The organism is Microvirga sp. P4_A5 (assembly GCF_056402495.1).
Genome location: NZ_JBFUHH010000038.1, coordinates 1 through 16257 on the forward strand (window position 1 = coordinate 1; position 16257 = coordinate 16257).

The following is a 16257-nucleotide window of genomic DNA, read 5'->3' on the forward strand; positions in this document are numbered from 1 at the left end:
CCGTCACGCGCTCGATCGATCCAAATCCCTGGACGAACGCGCACCTTCCCTCCCCCTTGCGGGGAGGGATCGAGGGTGGGGGTGGGAGTGTCGGAGCAGAACCTGCGATGCCTCACGCGGCGCTGAGACAGGCTTGTCCTCGCTGTCGCGAACCCGGTCGATCCACCCCCACCCTGACCCTCCCCGCAAGGGGGAGGGAAAGCGCGCAGCGGCTGGCGTATCGAAATTTCTAACAGCGAAGAATGACCGCTGACCCGATGGACAGTCGTCACCCCTATGACCGATAAAACCCACACCCCCGCCCTTCCCGCGGCGAAGCAGACCCGTTCCTCAACCAACCAACTTGACTCAAAGCCATCATTTCCATATTTCTCGACATATGGATTCATCTCTCGTCGTCGGCGCGCTCTCGGCGCTTGCCCAAACCACGCGGCTCGACGTGTTCCGGCTTCTCGTGGCTCATGAGCCCGAAGGCTTGCCGGCGGGCGAGATCGCGCTGCGACTCGCGGTGCCTCACAACACCCTGTCGTCGCATCTCGGCATCCTGTCCCGCGCCGGACTCGTCCGCTCCGAGCGTCGGAGCCGATCGATCGTCTATCGCGCGGACCTTGATGGCTTTCGGGACGTCGCGTCCTTCCTGCTGACGGATTGCTGCGGCGGACGACCGGAAATTTGCGGGCCGCTCATCGACATTCTCACACCTGGCTGCGCGCCGAAGGAGCCTGCCCATGGTTGATCCCGTCACACAATCCGAGCGCGCGGACGTCACGATCTATCACAACCAGCAATGCGGCACCTCGCGCAACGTGCTCGGCCTCATCCGCAATGCCGGCATCGAGCCGACGATCATTCCCTATCTGGAGACGCCGCCGACGCGCGCCGTTCTGAAAGACCTCATTGCCCGCATGGGCATCCGGACCCGCGATCTCCTTCGTGAAAAGGGCACGCCCTATCACGAGCTCGGCCTCGACAATCCAGCCTTGTCAGACGACGCACTTCTCGACGCCATGGTGGCGCATCCGATCCTCATCAACCGCCCTATCGTGGTGTCGGAGAAGGGCGCGCGGCTCTGCCGTCCCTCCGAGCGTGTTCTCGATCTCCTGCCGCCGCAGCACGGCGCGTTTCGCAAGGAGGATGGCGAGCTGGTGGTCGACGCATCCGGCCGGCCGGCCGCATAAGGAACACGCAGCATGTCCGTCTTCGAGCGCTATCTCACCGTCTGGGTCGGCCTTTGCATCGTGGCCGGCGTCGCGCTCGGGCACGCGTTCCCCGCCCTGTTTCACGCCATCGGCGCGATGGAGATCGCAAAGGTCAACCTGCCGGTGGCTGTGCTGATCTGGCTGATGATCATTCCGATGCTGATCAAAATCGATTTCGCGTCGCTCGGCAAAGTGCGCGAACATTGGCGCGGCATCGGCGTGACTCTCTTCATCAACTGGGCGGTGAAACCTTTCTCGATGGCGGCGCTCGGATGGTTCTTCATCGGATATCTGTTCAGGCCCTATCTTCCCGCCGACCAGATCAATTCCTATATCGCAGGCCTCATCATTCTCACGACGGCACCCTGCACCGCGATGGTGTTCGTGTGGAGCCATCTCACCAAAGGCGAGCCGCATTTCACCCTGTCGCAGGTGGCGCTCAACGACCTGATCATGGTGGTGGCCTTCGCGCCCATCGTCGGCCTGCTGCTCGGCTTGTCGGCGATCACGGTGCCGTGGGACACGCTTTTGCTGTCGGTCGTTCTCTACATCGTGGTGCCGGTCATCCTCGCGCAGATTCTGCGCGCGCGGCTGCTGGCAGATGGCGGCGAGGCTTCGCTCGCAGTGCTGCTTCGCGTCGCCCAACCGCTCTCGCTCGTGTCGCTTCTCGCAACGCTGGTGCTGCTGTTCGGATTCCAGGGCGAGCAGATCATTGCGCAGCCCACCATCATCGCGCTGCTGGCGGTGCCGATCCTCATCCAAGTCTATCTCAATTCCGGGCTCGCCTATCTGTTGAACCGCATGCTCGGCGAAAAGCATTGCGTGGCCGGACCCTCCGCGCTGATCGGTGCGAGCAACTTCTTCGAGCTTGCCGTCGCGGCCGCCATCAGCCTGTTCGGTTTCAATTCCGGCGCGGCGCTCGCCACCGTCGTGGGCGTGCTGATCGAGGTGCCGGTGATGCTGTCGGTGGTGTGGATCGTCAACCGCAGCCGAGGCTGGTACGAGCGCGGCGATGCGCATCCCGCGCGCGGTCACGCGGACGTGCCGACCCGTCCATAACCCACCGCCTCGCGCTTCTCGTCATCGCTGAGGAACGATGCGGCGGAGACGCGGCGCCACAGGCTTTCGCGTTCGGTCGACAGGGCTTCGATGGCGTCGAGATCCGGCTCCAGCGCGAGTGCGTCGCCATAGGCCGGCTGCAACCACTGCACCATCGCCTCGGCGGTGCGCTTGACCAGCGGGATGATCGTCTGGCGGTAGAAGGCCCGGTTGGCCTCCGCGTAATTGGCATGCGTGCTGTCGCCCGGCAATCCGAGCAGCAGCGGCGGCACGCCGAAGGCAAGCGCGATCTCGCGCGCGGCCGCGGCCTTGGCCTCGACGAAATCCATGTCCTTCGGCGACAGCGACAAAGGCTTCCAGTCGAGTCCGCCTTCCAGCAGCAGCGGACGGCCCGCATTCGCGCCGCCCTGGTAATTCGTCTCGAGTTCGGTCTTCAGCCGGTCGAACTGCGCCTCGGTCAGGGACGTTCCGCCGACGACGAGCGCGCCGGAGGGCCGCGCCGCATTGTCGAGGAGCGCCTTGTTCCACGCGCCTGCCGCGTTGTGGATGTCGAGCGCGACGGCGGCCGCTTCCATGGGCGAGAGACCGTAATGATCGTCGGCCGGATGAAACAGCGTCAGATGCAGGATCGGCGGCGTCGCATCGCCTTGCACGAAGCGGATGGTCTGCGCACCGATGGTGTAGTCATACGCTGAGGGCCATCCGTCCGGCCCCGGCACGACGCGCATGCGGTCGGGCCTGAGCGCATGCAATTCGCGCGGCGTTCCATCCACGCTCACCATCTCCACATAGGCATTGCCCGACACCATCAGGTGACCGTAGAGGCTCTCGAAAAAGCGCTGCCCGCCTTCACGCCCATTCGGCCGTCCCAGGAGCGACAGGACCGGGTGGCGGCTCAATTCCGCGTCGCCCTGCTTGAGGATGAGCGCCAGGGAAGCGGCGGCCTCGGCGATGAGGCGCACCGCGCGATGCACCACGGCGTTCTTCTGGAATCCCTCGCGCGACAAAGCCGCGTAATCGCGCGGGGTCCAGACCGGATGCCCGGCAAAATACAGGGCGACCGAGGATCGCACCCGCGACGCCTTCGCGTCGGGCGGCGCCTGAAAGAAGCGGTTCAATGACTTCAGCATGAGGACTCCCGCGGTCCGGCAAAGCGACAAAGTGCCCTTTGCGCCGGTCCGGTTGACGCTGCAATCGCAGCCTGGTTACAAAGTTCAGCGGCTCGCTGTGAGCCGTCGACAGGAAAGCCGCACCGCCATGCGCGACACACTCATTCTCATCGGCCGCGTTCTGCTGGTCGCGATGTTCATTAAGGCCGGATTCGACAAGTTCTTTTCGCTGGGAGGCACGACGGCCTACATCGCGTCCGCCGGCCTTCCCCTGCCGGGCGTGCTCGCCATCCTGACGGCGATTGCCGAAGTCGCTCTCGGCATCGCCATTCTGGTGGGGTTCCAGACCCGGCTGGCGTCCCTCGCACTGGCGGCGTTCGTGCTGATCACGATCCCGTTCTTCCACGCCTATTGGACCATGACGGGGGATGCCCGCATGATCAATCAGCTCTTCGCCATGAAGAACGTGTCAATCGCAGGCGCTTTCCTGATCCTTGCCGGATCGGGCGCGGGCCGCTTCTCGGTCGATCGCGCCTGAACGCGCTACAGCACGCGCACACGCGGTTCGCTGCGCTCGCGCAGCATCAATTCGGTGAGCGCCCAGACGAGCGCGTCGAGACGATCGGGCGAGCGGCCGGAGGTGAGGCCGCCGGGCCCGAAATCGCAGAGTTCATCCTCGAGCTCCGGCCACGTGCCCACATGGCGCACGCGCCCTTGCGTGTAGAGGATCGAGACCGGCTCGGCGCGTAAGTATTTTCCGCGCGTCGCGCGCACGCTCGTGACCGGGATGGCGGGATCGACTTCACGGATGACGCTCGTCACCATTTCGCCGCCCTGGTTGACTTCCACCACCAGCGCATCCGCCTGCAGGCGGCGATAGAGCGCGATGGCTTTCGTCGCCCATTCGCGCGGCTTCAGCGCCGATGCGGTCTCATCCGCCAGCACATAGGCAGTGCCGCCATCGTCGAGGCCCGCCGCGACAATGCCGCAGGCATCGGCGCGTTTCGACGACGAGGCCGGCGGATCGACCGCCACCACGATGCGCGCCATCGGCGGCGCGGCATCGACGCGGGCGGCCTCGATGAGATCGCGCGTCCACAATGCGTCCGGGCGATCCTCGATCATCTCGCCGTCGAGTTCCTGACGGCCGAGACGCGAACCGGCATAGCGCCCCACGACGGTGTCGAGGAAAACCGGCGCGAGGTTGGCCGCGTTGTCGGAGGTTTTCGCCCGCGACACCGCGACCCGCGGATCGGCGAGAAAGCGCTTCAGCAGCGGAATCGGGCGCGGCGTGGTCGTCACCATCTGGCGCGGATGCGCGCCGAGGCGAAGGCCGAATTGCAGCATGTCCCAGGTCTCGTCCACGTGCCGCCATTTGGCGAGTTCGTCGGCCCACGCGGCCTCGAATTGCGGACCGCGAAGCGAGTCGGGATCCTCCGCCGAGAATACATGCGCGACCGCGCCGTTGCGCCATTCGAGCTTGCGGAGCGACGGCGACCAGACGGGGCGTTCGCGGCGCGAATGGACGCTCAAGATACCGGCCGGTCCCTCGATCATCACGTTGCGCGCATCCGCGAAGGTTTCGCCGATCAGCGCGATGCGCCGCAAGGGCGGCTCGGCGAAATCCGGTTCGCCGAGGGCGATGCCGCGCACCCATTCGGCGCCGGTGCGGGTCTTGCCGGCTCCGCGTCCGCCCAGCATCAGCCAGATCGTCCAGGCCTCCCGGCGGCGGCAGAGGCCCGGCACGCGCTGCTCGGGACGGCAGAGAAGCGGCCAGTGCCGCAGGGCGCGATCGAACTCCGCCTCAGACCAGGAGGCCGTCGCTTCCGCGAGCCTGTTCCTCCTCCACAATGCGCTCAAGGTGGGCAGCAAGTTCGTCCCGCAGATCGTGGAGGCTGCGGGGCTCGCCTGGTTCTGCTTCGGGCTCATGAAGATCCGTCTCCTCGCGGTCCAGAAGCGATTGCGCGATGGTCAATGTCTTGGCGTAGGCCGACAGGGTCCGAGCCGTGCGGTCATGGTCGATCTCGCCGGCCGCGCCCTGGTCGTCGATCAGCGCATCGAGGCGCGCCCGGGTCACGAGCGCCAGCGACGCGGCCGCCTCCCGCAGGCTGCGCGCCGCGTGCGGCTTTGGCAGCCGGTCGGCGGCGGCGGGGGCTGGCTCACTGCTAGCGGCGGCGAGCGCCGCATCCCGCGGCGGCCAGTTCCACTTGCGGCGCAGGCGCAGGAACCGGCCCCGGCTCACCCCGAGCACGATCGCCATGGCGCCGAGCGTCACGCTCTCGTGGCGGGCGTAATAATCGAAGGCCTGCCGCCGCAGGTCGTCCGGGATCTCTGTCTTGGCCATCGTCGAACCCAACAAAAAAACCGCCCTTGCCGAGGCAGGAGCGGTGCGGAAGTCGTCTGAAACTCTGGGGGGAATTCAGTCACACTTCGTCAGTGTTCTTGTTTTGTACTCTAAGAGCGTCCCGGTGTCAAGCGGCGATTTTTAAGATTCCAAAAACGGCGGAAGATCGTGATTTTGAAAGGTGCGGGAGCGCTCGATCTTTYTCGTTCACTCAATGTTCGATTCTGGCACCAAAACCTATCCCAAAGAGGGATAACATTACACAAGTGACGGATCAAACCTTGAACAGAACGACAATAAAGCCGGAACAAATACTTTGGAGGACTATGCCACTTCCGGATACTATATAAACATATAGCTATTTTAACGTACAGTGTCAACGAATTGACGATTCAATTGCCTCGACGCTTTCTCGATACGGCGTCATTCCCGGTCCGGCTCGTCGTCGAGGGAGAGGCGAAGGGTCAGCATCTCGTGGTCGGAGATCGGCCGGTTCTGGGCATCGAGCGCCGGGACGACCTGTGGGTTTTCCGGCGTGACGCCCCGCACGAGAAACCAGTCGAGCTTGCGGAAGGGCGGCGCGGGATCGCCGGAAGGGCCGGTGCGCTGGGTGACGGCGGGGGCATTCGCGCCCATCCAGGTAAAGCCCTCTCGGCGGAATTCGCCGAAGAGCGGCTCGTGGCGCTCGACCTCCGCGACCGCGCCCGCCTGCGCCGCGTCGCCGGACGGCAGGCTCTTGGTGTTGAGGTCGCCGCCGATGATGCAGGCCTCGCCCGCCGCGAACGTATCGAGCCCGCGCAGCAGGGCCTGGACCTGATGTTGCCGATCTTCCGGGTCGGTCTTGCTTTCCAGGTGGACCGTGACGACCCAGAGCGGGAACGGCGCATCGACGAGCCTTGCGGCCAGAGCCATGCGCCCGCCGATCCGCCGCTGCGCCCCGTCCTGCCCCGGAAACCAGAAGCCCCTTTCCTCCAGTGGGATCAGGTGCGGCCGCTCCAGCCGCAGGTTCGACACGATCGCGTTGCCGTGGAACCCCCGGAGGTTGGTCTTTCCGGCATGGTCGCGCGTCTCGTGAGCGTCGCCGAGGTCGAGTTCGACGAACTCGACACCGTAGAAGAACCCCTCCCCCGTCTCGGCGACCAGCTCGCGCAGGGTATGGAGGTTGCCGGATCGGGCCATACCGACGTCGATCTCGGTGAGAAGCGCGATATGGGTCCCGGCAAAATCCAGCAACCGGCGAACCGCCGGCACGTCGGTCAGCCGCTCGGCGTTGAAGGAGGCCACCGACAACTCGGTCGGCCAAGGCGCCAGATACCGGGGCAGCGCCGCCTCGACACGATGAAACACCGGAAGCTCGCGCAGGTACCGGGCATGGCTGTCGGCGGTGGGAGCCCCGGCCCGCGCCTCCTCCAAAACCCCGTCCGGAACCGGTGGGAGATCGGGCGTCGTCTCGGTTACGATGGGGCGCATCGGGGAAGCCTCGGTGTCGACAGGAAGCCTACAAGCGGAGTGGTGTCAAAAAAAGTGCAGGCCGATGCCCTTCTTTTGGGCGCACCCTCCCGAATCGCCCTTCCCAAAAAAAGATCATGCCGTTAGGGAACTCTTGTCACATTCGCGTGTTTAAACGCCGCACCACCAATTTTGCCGGGGAGAACGCCCATGATCGCTTGGGCATCGGTCGTTGCGCTGATCACAGCCCTGGTTGCATTCCTTTCCAGCGATATGTCATCCCTGCTCACCGGTATCGCCGAGCTCGCGGCGGTAACGGCTTTGTTTGCGCTGGTTTGTGCGGCGGAGGCCTTCAACTGAGGGCGCTGCCATCCGGGCATGCCGACGGTTCGATGGCCCATCGCCCTGGCATAGCGACTGGTCTCGCATGTCGGTTATCCTCCTCCGTCTAACCTATTGGTCGATATGCCGTCGAAACCGCCTTGCGGGATTCCCGGGTTTCGGTGTCAATACGCGACAAGTGACGCAGTCACGAGTTTTCAGGGAGGAAGTTACAGTATGAAACGTCGTCAGTTTTTGCAGGCCGCCACCGTCGGTGCGGCCTCCACGGCGGTCGCCGCGCCGGCCATCGCCCAGTCGATGCCCGAGATCAAATGGCGTCTGCAATCGGGCTTCCCCAAATCGCTCGACACCATTTACGGCGCCGCCGAGGTCATGGCGAAATTCGTCAATGAGGGCACGGACGGCAAGTTCCAGATCCAGCCTTTCGCCGCCGGTGAAATCGTCGGCACCCCGCAGGTCGCGGATGCGGTCGGCAACGGCACGATCGAAATGGGCCATACCTGCTCGTATTACTATTTCGGCAAGGACCCGACCTTCGCCATCGGCACGGCCCTTCCCTTCGGCCTGAACGCCCGGCAGATGAACGCCTGGCTCTATCATGGCCAGGGCAACGAGCTGCTCAACGAGTTCTACGCCAAGCACAACATGTACGGCATGCCGGCCGGCAATACCGGCGTGCAGATGGGCGGCTGGTTCCGTAAGGAAATCAAGACGGTTCAGGACCTGCAGGGCCTGAAGATGCGCATCGCGGGTCTCGCCGGCAACGTCATGGCGAAGCTCGGCGTCGTGCCGCAGCAGATCCCCGGCGGCGACATCTATCCGGCGCTCGAGCGCGGCACCATCGACGCCGCCGAGTGGGTCGGTCCCTACGACGACGAGAAGCTCGGCTTCGCCAAGGTCGCGCCGTATTACTACTATCCCGGCTTCTGGGAAGGCGGCCCGGCGATCCATCTCTTCATCAACCAGACGAAGTGGAAGGAACTGCCGAAGGCCTACCAGGCGATCCTGACCGCCGCCGCCGGCTACGCCAATGCCGACATGCTGGCCAAGTACGACGCCCGCAACCCGGCCGCCCTGCGCCGTCTCCTCGGCTCCGGCACGCAGCTCCGCCCCTACTCGCAGGAGATCCTCGACGCCGCCAACAAGGCTGCGAGCGAGGTCTATGACGAGGTCTCGGCCAAGAACGCGGACTTCAAGAAGATCTACGACAGCGTTCGTGGTTTCCGGAACGAAGAATATCTCTGGTTCCAAGTCGCCGAATACGCCTACGACACGTTCATGATCCGCGCCCGCGCGCGCGGCTGATCGGACGCCGTCGTCACGCTTGAAAGAGGGCGATCCCCGGGTCGCCCTTTTTTGTTGGTCCGCCGCTGGGCCGCTCCCTTGCCGAATTCGACCAGACCGACGGTGCGAATATGCGTTGGACGTTCCGTATCTTCTTCGTGATGTTCATCGCCTGGGCGATCTTCATGGTATCGCCGTTCGCGGCGCTCGTTGATCTCGCAAAGGCCGTCGAGAACAGGGATGTGGGGCGCATCAAGGAACGGGTGAATTTCCCGGCCCTGCGGGTGTCGATCTCCCGGCAGGTTCTCGGCGATTACCTGCACACTCCCGAAGGCCGCGCGAAGATCGGCGATGTCGACGGAAAGGTCGCGGCCAATGCGGGCGCCGCCGTCCTCAATCCCGTCGTCGAGCAACTCATCACCGCCGAAGCGCTCATCGATCTTCTCGATGACGGCTGGCCGCAACTGGTCGCAGCGCGCGGCAGAACCCCGACGCCGTCGCGCCTCGCGCTGGAATTCGGCTCGGTGTCGGAGGCGGTCAGAACCTTCTTCGCCTCCGAATCCAACGGTTTCCGCAGCCTCACGATCCCGTTCCCCGCCGACGGTCCCGTCGATCGCCAGTTCCGCGTCACCATGCGGCTTTCGGGCATGACCTGGCGCATGACCGGAGTCGACCTGCCCCGCGTGCTGCGCGAAGACCTCATCAAGCGCGTGCAAAGCAAAACCCGCTGACGAGACAGCGGGTCAAACGTTCTGAGCTGGAGCTTGGTAGAACCGGCTACGGGTCACGAGCCCGAGTGCGCAATTCAAAGCAAAAGGGGGAGTAGCGCCTGTTTGAAACCTTGGCAGGCTCAACCGACGATTTTTAGCCGCCCTGTACGAACAGCCAGCTCACCATCACGACAGGAAATACCGCACCCAGCACGAAACAAATAACAGTCGATGTCATGACACCACCCTCCTGCCCGTTTTAACCCTTCTTTCATCAATTCGTTCCTAGGCGAAAACGCCTTCAAACGCGGACATGCGAAAGGATCATGCGACGTAGATGATCCAGCCGATCAGAGCGATCGGAAAGACGGCGCCAAGAAGAAAGCAGATTACCGTCGAGGTCATCGCCTGAGGCCTTGCGGGATTGAGCTGATTAACGTTCCGTCAGCCTATAATCGCCGCCGACCGTTCGCGGTACTCTTCTTCCGGAGAGGTAGGCCTGAAACCTTGGTCTAACGCGTCTTCCCTTGGGGGAGTTGATCGCTGAGATCGAGAATCGGCCAATCGGTCAGGCGCTCGAGCAATTCCGCCAGTCCGAAATCCTCTTCCGGACCCGCGACTCGCCCCCGCACGGAGATGCCGGCGGCGTGGACGCTGTCCGGGTCGCCCGACACGAGGGGATGCCACCAATAGAGGTCCTTGCCGTCCTCGATCAGCCGATAGGCGCAGGTTGGCGGCAGCCAGGACAGGCTGCGAACCGCTTCCGTGGTCAGCCGCACGCAATCCGGCACCTTCGCCTGGCGGTTCTCGTAATCCGTGCAGCGGCAGCTTTCTCCGTCGAGCAACGTGCAGCCCACATCCGTGTAGAGAATCTCGCCCGAATCCTCATCCTCGAGTTTCACGAGGCAGCAGCGGCCGCAGCCATCGCAAAGGCTCTCCCATTCCTGCGGGCTCATCGCATCGAGGGTCTTCTCCTGCCAGAACGGCCGGATTTCGGTGGCGAGCCGGAATGTCGCAGCATTTTCCATGGGCGGGCTCAAATCCTTTCTTTACGGCAACTTCAAGGTGATGCTCTTATGCGGCGCGCTGAATTTCTCACGAAAGCCGAAAAGTCGCCCGAACCGCAATCGCATCCTTCGCGTTAACGTCGAGGATCGGGGGCCACAGGTGTGCTGGCGTACCGACCCTGCGACGACCATAACAAACTATACCAGGTCTGCAGACCTGTCCGAGGACCGTTGTGCGCCCTGCTTCCCAGACCCCCCTGATCACACGGATCAAGCGTGCGGCCTTGGCCTCCGATGCCTGGCTGAACTCCGTTCTCTATCAGACGGGGCGCGGTCTGGCACGCGGTTGGGAGGTGTTCTCCGACCTGTCGAAATATCTCCGGTTTCGCGGCCCGACCCGCGTCGTCCTCGACCTGACGAGCGAGGCCACGACGCTTGGCCTTCTGGGAGGCGTGGTCATGCTGACGCTCGCCCTGCCGGCGTTCCGGGAGACCGAGGAAGACTGGCTGAAGACGCAGGATCTGGCCGTCACCTTTCTCGACCGCTACGGCCAGGAGGTCGGGCGGCGCGGCCTGCGCCTCGACGATTCCTACAAGCTCGAGGAATTCCCCGATTATCTCGTGAAGGCGGCCCTCGCCACCGAAGACCGCCGCTTCTATGAGCATTGGGGCATCGACCCCATCGGTACGTTTCGGGCCCTGACGGTCAACGTTCGCGGCGGCGGGGTCGTCCAGGGCGGCTCGTCCATCACCCAGCAGCTTGCCAAGAACCTGTTTCTGACCAACGAGCGTTCGCTCGAACGCAAGATCAAGGAAGCGTTTCTGGCCCTGTGGCTGGAATTCCACCTGACCAAGGACGAGATCCTGAAGCTTTATCTCGACCGGGCCTATATGGGCGGCGGCGCGCATGGCGTGGTGGCGGCGGCGGATTACTATTTCGGCAAATCCGCCAAGGACGTGACCCTCGCCGAGGCCGCTATGATGGCGGGTCTCTTCAAGGCGCCGACCAAATACGCCCCGCACATCAACCTGCCGGCGGCCCGTGCCCGCGCCAACGACGTGCTGCGCAACATGGTAGAGGCCGGTTTCCTCACCGAGGGCCAGATCCAGACCGCCCGGCGGAACCCGGCGACTCCCATCAATCGCAGCCGCGAAACCACGCCGGACTACTATCTCGATTGGGCCTACGAGCAGGTCAAGCAGCTCGCCACCGACGGGAAGCTCGGCAGCGACCGGGTGCTGACGGTCAAGACCCCTCTCGATACGGACCTGCAGCAACATGCCGAGCAGACGCTCGACAACATGCTTCGGCAGCATGGAAGGCAATACAAGGCCGGACAGGGCGCGCTGGTCGTCATGGACGCCGACGGCGCCGTTCGCACCATCGTGGGCGGCAAGGATTACGGCTTGAGCCAGTTCAACCGCGCCACCGACGCGCTGCGCCAGCCGGGTTCGTCCTTCAAGCCCTTCGTCTACACGGCGGCGATGCTGGCGGATCCCAAGCTGAGACCCGCTTCCACGGTGGTCGACAAGCCGATCTGCCTCGGCAATTGGTGCCCGCAGAATTACGGCCGCTCTTTCTCGGGCAGCATGCCGCTGAGCTCGGCGCTGGCCCGCTCGATCAATTCCATCCCGGTCTGGATGTCGCTCCAGATCGGCAAGGGCAATGCCAAGGCCGGGCGCGTCCAGATCATCGACATCTCCCGCAAGATGGGCCTGACCCACCCGCTGGCCGATTCGAGCTCGCTGCCGATCGGCGCCGCGGAGGTGACGGTTCTGGACATGACGTCGTCCTATGCGGTCTTCGCCAATGGCGGCAAGAAGGCGGCGCCTTACGCCACTTGGGAAGTCCGGAATTCGCAAGGCGAGCTGATCTATAGCCGCGCAACGGACACGCCCCCCGAACAGATCCTTCCCACTCGGCTCGTTCACGACATGAACTTCATGCTCAACAAGGTGGTGGAGGAAGGGACCGGCAAGCGCTCGGCGCTTCCGGGCATCCGTTCCGCAGGCAAGACCGGAACCACCAATGCCTATCGCGATGCTTGGTTCGTCGGCTACACCGGCAATCTCGTCGCCGGGGTCTGGTTCGGCAACGACGATCACAGCACCATGAACAACATGACGGGCGGAACGCTGCCGGCGATGACATGGCAGGAGGTCATGACGTTCGGCCACCGCAACCTCGAAATCCGGCCTATTCCCGGCATTGACGGTGACAATACCCCGAAGGTCGCCGCGACCGAACGTCCTGGCGATCAAGCGGCCGCCGCGCCGCAGGGATACCTTGCCGGAACCTTGTCCCGCCGCTCCTTCGAGGTCCTCGGCTCCATCGGCAGCCTTTTCAAGGCCGCCGATACGACGCCGCCGATTCCCGACCGGCAGGTCGAGAAGGAACCGGGTATGACGGGCTCGGCAAAACCGCGACAGGTGGCAATGCCCTAACGGAAATAACCCCGATGTCTTGATGCGGCACGACCTCGAGCGGTGCCATCCCCTTCCTGAAACCCGCAGACACCTATTGACGAAAGCCGTTGCGGTGGTTTCATGCCGCCGCCGGCGAACCAACGAGATCCGTCATCTTCAAGACCAGACAAACCGCAGCGCTGATTGCCTATTCGCTCCTGCTTGCGCTCGGGCTGGGATTGGGGTCGGCCCATCTTGTCCTGAACGGCGAACCGCCCTTCGGCGGTCGCCGGCTCGGACCGTGGTCGACCTGGCCGAAGCTCGGCTCGCCCGAGGCCGATCCCTATATGCGGGCCATCGTTTCGCGGCGCGGAGACGTACCGCTGGCCGTGGGCGAAGGCTTGACGCTCCTCGCGCGGACCGATGCGAGCGGCCGAAACCTCGAGGCCGGCTGCACCTACCGGGTCGGTACCGTGACACCCCAGGCGCGTCTGTGGACGATGACGGTCTATGATCGCGACGGCGCACTGCCGGCATCGGAACTCGGGCGCAGCGGCTTCACGTCATCGGAGATCGTTCGCCGGCCCGACAACGGTTTCGACATCGTCCTGTCGCGCGACCTCAGCGCGGGGAACTGGCTGCAGGTCCCGAGCGAAGGCGCCTTCACGCTGGTGCTCCGGCTCTACGACATGCCGGGCGCGGCGGGGTCCAACCTCGACGCGGATGCGCTGCCTACCATCGAGCGATCGGGGTGCGGCGCATGACCGCTCTGAGCCGTTTTCTGTTTGCGACCGCCGCGGGGATCATCCTCGGCATCGCGGTTCACATTTTCGTGGTCCTCGCCGCTCCGCGCTTTGCCGAGCACGATGCCATCGCGCAGGTTCAGCCGACACTCGAATCCGAGACCGCCACCATCGTCAGCCCGCCGGGCGGCGGCGCCACCTGGCTGCCGTTCCCCGATCCCGCGCTCGCCGTTGCGGCTTGCGCGTTCGATCTCAGCGAAGGTCCGGCGCGGATCACCGCCAATACGGGTGAGTCCTTCCTGTCCTTCTCGCTTCACACCAAGACCAGCGGCGTCTTCTTCGCGGTGACCGACCGAGCCGCCATTCGGGGCGAACTCGAACTCGTGATCATGACGCAGCGGCAACTCGACGAGGCTCGGGCCGAAGAAGATGAGAACGAGCCCACCCGCGACGTGCGGATCGTCGCTCCGGCCGAGCAGGGATACGCAATCATCCGCGTCGCGGCTGCGATGCCGAGCCTTCGCCCGACAGCTTTGGCGACGGCCAAAGCTGTGTCGTGCACGGTGGATGGCGAAGAATGATGCGCTGGCGAAAGATGGAGCCATCGGATCTCGATGCCGTCCATGCCCTCGCCGATGCCATCCATTGCGATCACCCGGAAGATCTCGCGGTTCTGGCGGCGCGCCAACGGCTCTTTCCCGACGGGTGCCAGGTTCTCGATCGGGACGGCACGCTCGTCGGCTACGTGATCAGCCATCCATGGGAATTCGGACAACCTCCGGCGCTGAACGCGATGCTGGAAGGTCTGCCCGTCACGCCGACGACCTATTACCTCCACGACCTCGCGATTGCTCCGGCGGCACGAGGAACCGGTTCGGCAGGTCCCGCGGTGGAACGCCTGGCACGCCTTGCGGAGGATATGGGTTTGGCGAACCTGTCGCTCGTGGCGGTGAATGCATCGCGGAGGTTCTGGGAAAAGTTCGGTTTCGAACCGATGGACCTGCCCGGCATGGCAACCAAGCTCGCCAGCTATGGCGGCGACGCCGTGTTCATGGCCCGCGCGTTGGGAAAGCAGGCACGCGCTCGGTAGATCGGGCCCGGATGGGTTGGCTGGGAGCGGCTTGTTCAGGAACGGCGGCGGCGGGAACCGTTGGAGGCGACAGGCGGGGTCGGGACGTTGTCGACATCCATCCGCTCATAACGCACGCCGGTGAACAGCAGGATCACGCCCGTGCGTTCATCCGCTCCAGGAGCCGACCTGTGCGGCCGGGCGGTCGCGTCGGGAAACGGAATGATCGTGCCGCGGGCGATCTTGCTCCGGGACTCATGCCAGACTTTACGCATCTCAATCCTCCGTCGGTGTAACTCCTGTTGCGTCCGTTCCACCAAATAGACAGATGGTTAACGGACCGTTTCCGATCGGCCGCATCGTCGTCCTGCGCCATGAAAAAACACAGGCCGGAAGGAAACATCTTACCTCACCGCTCCCTCGTCAACAGGGCTATTTTGGGCCACTCCCAATGGTCCCTTAAAGATGCGCTAAGAGAACGCCGGTAAGTTCCTGCGCATGTTCAGCTTTGCGAGGGACGAGATGGAGCAGCCGGCGTCGCAGGATTTCTGGCCCGACCTCACGGACCTGGCTGGACCCGCCGGCAACGGGCCGGATTCGCGGGCGACGCTTCTGCGCGTCAGCGCTGAAATGTTCGTCGCCGCACCCTCGCGGGACCGCGAGGCGGTGGAGACTTTCGAATCCCTCGCCCTCGGTTTCCTCCCCACCATCGATGCCGCATCGCTCGTCGAAATCGCACGAGTTCTCGCGCCCTGCCCCGAGATACCCGATGCAGTTCGCACCTGGCTGCTGCGGCATTCCGACAAGACGCGCGACGTGATGATCGACACGGCGCGGCACGCGACGGCCGACCATTCCCCAAAGAGGTTCGGCTCGTGGGAGAGCCGGCTCGCGCTCGCGGCGAGCCCCGGCCTCGACGCTGCGATCCTGCGAAAGCTTCTGGTCCTCGAAGAGGATGCGGTGGACGACAACCTCGCGGCCAACCGCCACTTCGCCGCGTGCGACGAGGGATTTGCCGAATTGCTGGATCGGGCCCGGCACCGCACGGCGCTCGCGCATATCCTGCTCGCTCGCGAGGATCTCGCCCTTCATGAGGAAGCCGCGCTTTATCTCGCAGGCTCGCCGCAACGCCGCGCCGACATGCGCCACAGGATTGCTGAGTCGATCGCGCACAGGCGCGCGCTCCTGTCGTTCAGCCTCTCGCGCGAGGATGTGGACGCATTACAGCGCGCCGCGAAACACGGCGATGCCGCATCGATCGAGGCGTTCTTCAACACCGCATTCGGATTTGCCGACACCACCGCATGGCGCCTGCTGCGGATCGACCGTCACGACCTGCTGGCACTGGCCTTGAAAGCCCTAGGCATGAAGACCCGCGACGCGATCCGCATCTTCATCGCGCTGCATCCGGCACTCTCGCATCCGCTCTCGCGCCTGAAAGCCTTGATCCGGACGATGCATGAATGTGAGAGCGCCGTGGCGCTCGCCATCATCGAGGCAGTGCTCGACGTTCGCGCATTGTCGGCGCGCGACTGAC

The 16257-nt window shown here is 64.3% G+C and carries 18 protein-coding genes; 12 read left to right on the plus strand and 6 right to left on the minus strand.

Translation table 11 applies throughout. The features are described from left to right. The first annotated feature begins 379 nt into the window (after positions 1–379). Genes AC1DVM_RS12035 through arsB form a run of 3 tightly spaced genes read left to right on the plus strand, consistent with a single transcriptional unit; the run spans position 380 to position 2258 of the window. On the plus strand, positions 380–736 hold the full coding sequence (locus AC1DVM_RS12035; protein ID WP_477254669.1) for an ArsR/SmtB family transcription factor: 357 nt from the start codon (positions 380–382) through the stop codon (positions 734–736). After that, positions 729–1178 (plus strand): arsenate reductase (glutaredoxin), encoded by a 450-nt coding sequence (gene arsC / locus AC1DVM_RS12040; RefSeq protein ID WP_477254670.1) that lies wholly within the window; start codon positions 729–731, stop codon positions 1176–1178. Before AC1DVM_RS12035 ends, arsC begins: the two co-directional genes overlap by 8 nt. 12 nt (positions 1179–1190) lie before the next feature. Continuing rightward, the gene (gene arsB, locus AC1DVM_RS12045) at positions 1191–2258 is read left to right on the plus strand and encodes an ACR3 family arsenite efflux transporter (protein WP_477254671.1); all 1068 of its coding nucleotides are present in this window, start codon (positions 1191–1193) and stop codon (positions 2256–2258) included. Here the strand turns inward: arsB and AC1DVM_RS12050 are convergent. After that, positions 2231–3388, minus strand: a complete 1158-nt coding sequence (locus AC1DVM_RS12050; protein WP_477254672.1) for a phage portal protein — start codon at positions 3386–3388, stop codon at positions 2231–2233. The genes arsB and AC1DVM_RS12050 overlap by 28 nt on opposite strands. Here AC1DVM_RS12050 and AC1DVM_RS12055 point away from each other — a divergent pair. Then, complete coding sequence (locus AC1DVM_RS12055) at positions 3387–3905, plus strand: DoxX family protein (protein ID WP_477254673.1); 519 nt, start codon at positions 3387–3389, stop codon at positions 3903–3905. The two genes, AC1DVM_RS12050 and AC1DVM_RS12055, sit on opposite strands and share 2 nt — an antisense overlap. Before the next feature lie 5 nt (positions 3906–3910). Here the strand turns inward: AC1DVM_RS12055 and AC1DVM_RS12060 are convergent, their stop codons facing one another. From AC1DVM_RS12060 to AC1DVM_RS12070, 3 genes are all read right to left on the minus strand, one after another. Continuing rightward, positions 3911–5239, minus strand: a complete 1329-nt coding sequence (locus AC1DVM_RS12060; protein ID WP_477254704.1) for a DNA-packaging protein — start codon at positions 5237–5239, stop codon at positions 3911–3913. Then, a complete protein-coding gene (locus tag AC1DVM_RS12065) occupies positions 5172–5711 on the minus strand; it encodes a hypothetical protein (RefSeq protein WP_477254674.1) in 540 nt (179 codons plus the stop codon). The genes AC1DVM_RS12060 and AC1DVM_RS12065 overlap by 68 nt, the downstream gene beginning before the upstream one ends. A gap of 423 nt (positions 5712–6134) precedes the next feature. After that, positions 6135–7181 carry an endonuclease/exonuclease/phosphatase family protein gene (locus AC1DVM_RS12070; protein WP_477254675.1) on the minus strand — a complete coding sequence of 349 codons (1047 nt, stop codon included), beginning with the start codon at positions 7179–7181 and terminating at the stop codon, positions 6135–6137. Between the two features lie 189 nt (positions 7182–7370). Here AC1DVM_RS12070 and AC1DVM_RS12075 point away from each other — a divergent pair, with 189 nt between their 5' ends. The 3 genes from AC1DVM_RS12075 (at position 7371) to AC1DVM_RS12085 (ending at position 9517) form a co-directional block, all read left to right on the plus strand. After that, positions 7371–7520, plus strand: a complete 150-nt coding sequence (locus AC1DVM_RS12075; RefSeq protein WP_477254676.1) for a hypothetical protein — start codon at positions 7371–7373, stop codon at positions 7518–7520. 198 nt (positions 7521–7718) lie between these two features. Next, positions 7719–8807, plus strand: a complete 1089-nt coding sequence (locus AC1DVM_RS12080; protein ID WP_477254677.1) for a TRAP transporter substrate-binding protein — start codon at positions 7719–7721, stop codon at positions 8805–8807. 110 nt (positions 8808–8917) lie between these two features. Beyond that, on the plus strand, positions 8918–9517 hold the full coding sequence (locus AC1DVM_RS12085) for a DUF2939 domain-containing protein (RefSeq protein ID WP_477254678.1): 600 nt from the start codon (positions 8918–8920) through the stop codon (positions 9515–9517). A gap of 491 nt (positions 9518–10008) precedes the next feature. Here the strand turns inward: AC1DVM_RS12085 and AC1DVM_RS12090 are convergent, their stop codons facing one another. Continuing rightward, positions 10009–10524 (minus strand): YcgN family cysteine cluster protein, encoded by a 516-nt coding sequence (locus tag AC1DVM_RS12090; protein ID WP_477254679.1) that lies wholly within the window; start codon positions 10522–10524, stop codon positions 10009–10011. Positions 10525–10736: 212 nt separating this feature from the next. Here AC1DVM_RS12090 and AC1DVM_RS12095 point away from each other — a divergent pair, with 212 nt between their 5' ends. From AC1DVM_RS12095 to AC1DVM_RS12110, 4 genes are all read left to right on the plus strand, one after another. Continuing rightward, positions 10737–12947 (plus strand): transglycosylase domain-containing protein, encoded by a 2211-nt coding sequence (locus tag AC1DVM_RS12095; RefSeq protein ID WP_477254680.1) that lies wholly within the window; start codon positions 10737–10739, stop codon positions 12945–12947. An 89-nt stretch (positions 12948–13036) separates the two neighbouring features. Next, on the plus strand, positions 13037–13672 hold the full coding sequence (locus AC1DVM_RS12100) for a DUF1214 domain-containing protein (protein WP_477254681.1): 636 nt from the start codon (positions 13037–13039) through the stop codon (positions 13670–13672). Further along, on the plus strand, positions 13669–14232 hold the full coding sequence (locus AC1DVM_RS12105; RefSeq protein ID WP_477254682.1) for a DUF1254 domain-containing protein: 564 nt from the start codon (positions 13669–13671) through the stop codon (positions 14230–14232). The genes AC1DVM_RS12100 and AC1DVM_RS12105 overlap by 4 nt, the downstream gene beginning before the upstream one ends. Next, positions 14229–14741: a GNAT family N-acetyltransferase gene (locus AC1DVM_RS12110; RefSeq protein WP_477254683.1), complete on the plus strand. Its 513-nt coding sequence runs from the start codon at positions 14229–14231 to the stop codon at positions 14739–14741. The genes AC1DVM_RS12105 and AC1DVM_RS12110 overlap by 4 nt, the downstream gene beginning before the upstream one ends. A gap of 35 nt (positions 14742–14776) precedes the next feature. Here AC1DVM_RS12110 and AC1DVM_RS12115 read toward each other — a convergent pair whose 3' ends face one another. Beyond that, positions 14777–14995: a hypothetical protein gene (locus tag AC1DVM_RS12115; protein ID WP_477254684.1), complete on the minus strand. Its 219-nt coding sequence runs from the start codon at positions 14993–14995 to the stop codon at positions 14777–14779. A gap of 223 nt (positions 14996–15218) precedes the next feature. Between AC1DVM_RS12115 and AC1DVM_RS12120 the strand changes: the two genes are divergently transcribed. Next, on the plus strand, positions 15219–16256 hold the full coding sequence (locus tag AC1DVM_RS12120) for a hypothetical protein (RefSeq protein ID WP_477254685.1): 1038 nt from the start codon (positions 15219–15221) through the stop codon (positions 16254–16256). Position 16257 lies beyond the last annotated feature (1 nt).

Coding starts and splice junctions, on each gene's coding strand:
- AC1DVM_RS12085 (WP_477254678.1), top strand. CDS start 8,918: ATGCGTTGGACGTTCCGTATCTTCTTCGTGATGTTCATCGCCTGGGCG.
- AC1DVM_RS12075 (WP_477254676.1), top strand. CDS start 7,371: ATGATCGCTTGGGCATCGGTCGTTGCGCTGATCACAGCCCTGGTTGCA.
- AC1DVM_RS12115 (WP_477254684.1), bottom strand. CDS start 14,995: ATGCGTAAAGTCTGGCATGAGTCCCGGAGCAAGATCGCCCGCGGCACG.
- AC1DVM_RS12065 (WP_477254674.1), bottom strand. CDS start 5,711: ATGGCCAAGACAGAGATCCCGGACGACCTGCGGCGGCAGGCCTTCGAT.
- AC1DVM_RS12120 (WP_477254685.1), top strand. CDS start 15,219: ATGTTCAGCTTTGCGAGGGACGAGATGGAGCAGCCGGCGTCGCAGGAT.
- arsC (WP_477254670.1), top strand. CDS start 729: ATGGTTGATCCCGTCACACAATCCGAGCGCGCGGACGTCACGATCTAT.
- arsB (WP_477254671.1), top strand. CDS start 1,191: ATGTCCGTCTTCGAGCGCTATCTCACCGTCTGGGTCGGCCTTTGCATC.
- AC1DVM_RS12035 (WP_477254669.1), top strand. CDS start 380: ATGGATTCATCTCTCGTCGTCGGCGCGCTCTCGGCGCTTGCCCAAACC.
- AC1DVM_RS12050 (WP_477254672.1), bottom strand. CDS start 3,388: ATGCTGAAGTCATTGAACCGCTTCTTTCAGGCGCCGCCCGACGCGAAG.
- AC1DVM_RS12090 (WP_477254679.1), bottom strand. CDS start 10,524: ATGGAAAATGCTGCGACATTCCGGCTCGCCACCGAAATCCGGCCGTTC.
- AC1DVM_RS12105 (WP_477254682.1), top strand. CDS start 13,669: ATGACCGCTCTGAGCCGTTTTCTGTTTGCGACCGCCGCGGGGATCATC.
- AC1DVM_RS12055 (WP_477254673.1), top strand. CDS start 3,387: ATGAGGACTCCCGCGGTCCGGCAAAGCGACAAAGTGCCCTTTGCGCCG.
- AC1DVM_RS12110 (WP_477254683.1), top strand. CDS start 14,229: ATGATGCGCTGGCGAAAGATGGAGCCATCGGATCTCGATGCCGTCCAT.
- AC1DVM_RS12080 (WP_477254677.1), top strand. CDS start 7,719: ATGAAACGTCGTCAGTTTTTGCAGGCCGCCACCGTCGGTGCGGCCTCC.
- AC1DVM_RS12070 (WP_477254675.1), bottom strand. CDS start 7,181: ATGCGCCCCATCGTAACCGAGACGACGCCCGATCTCCCACCGGTTCCG.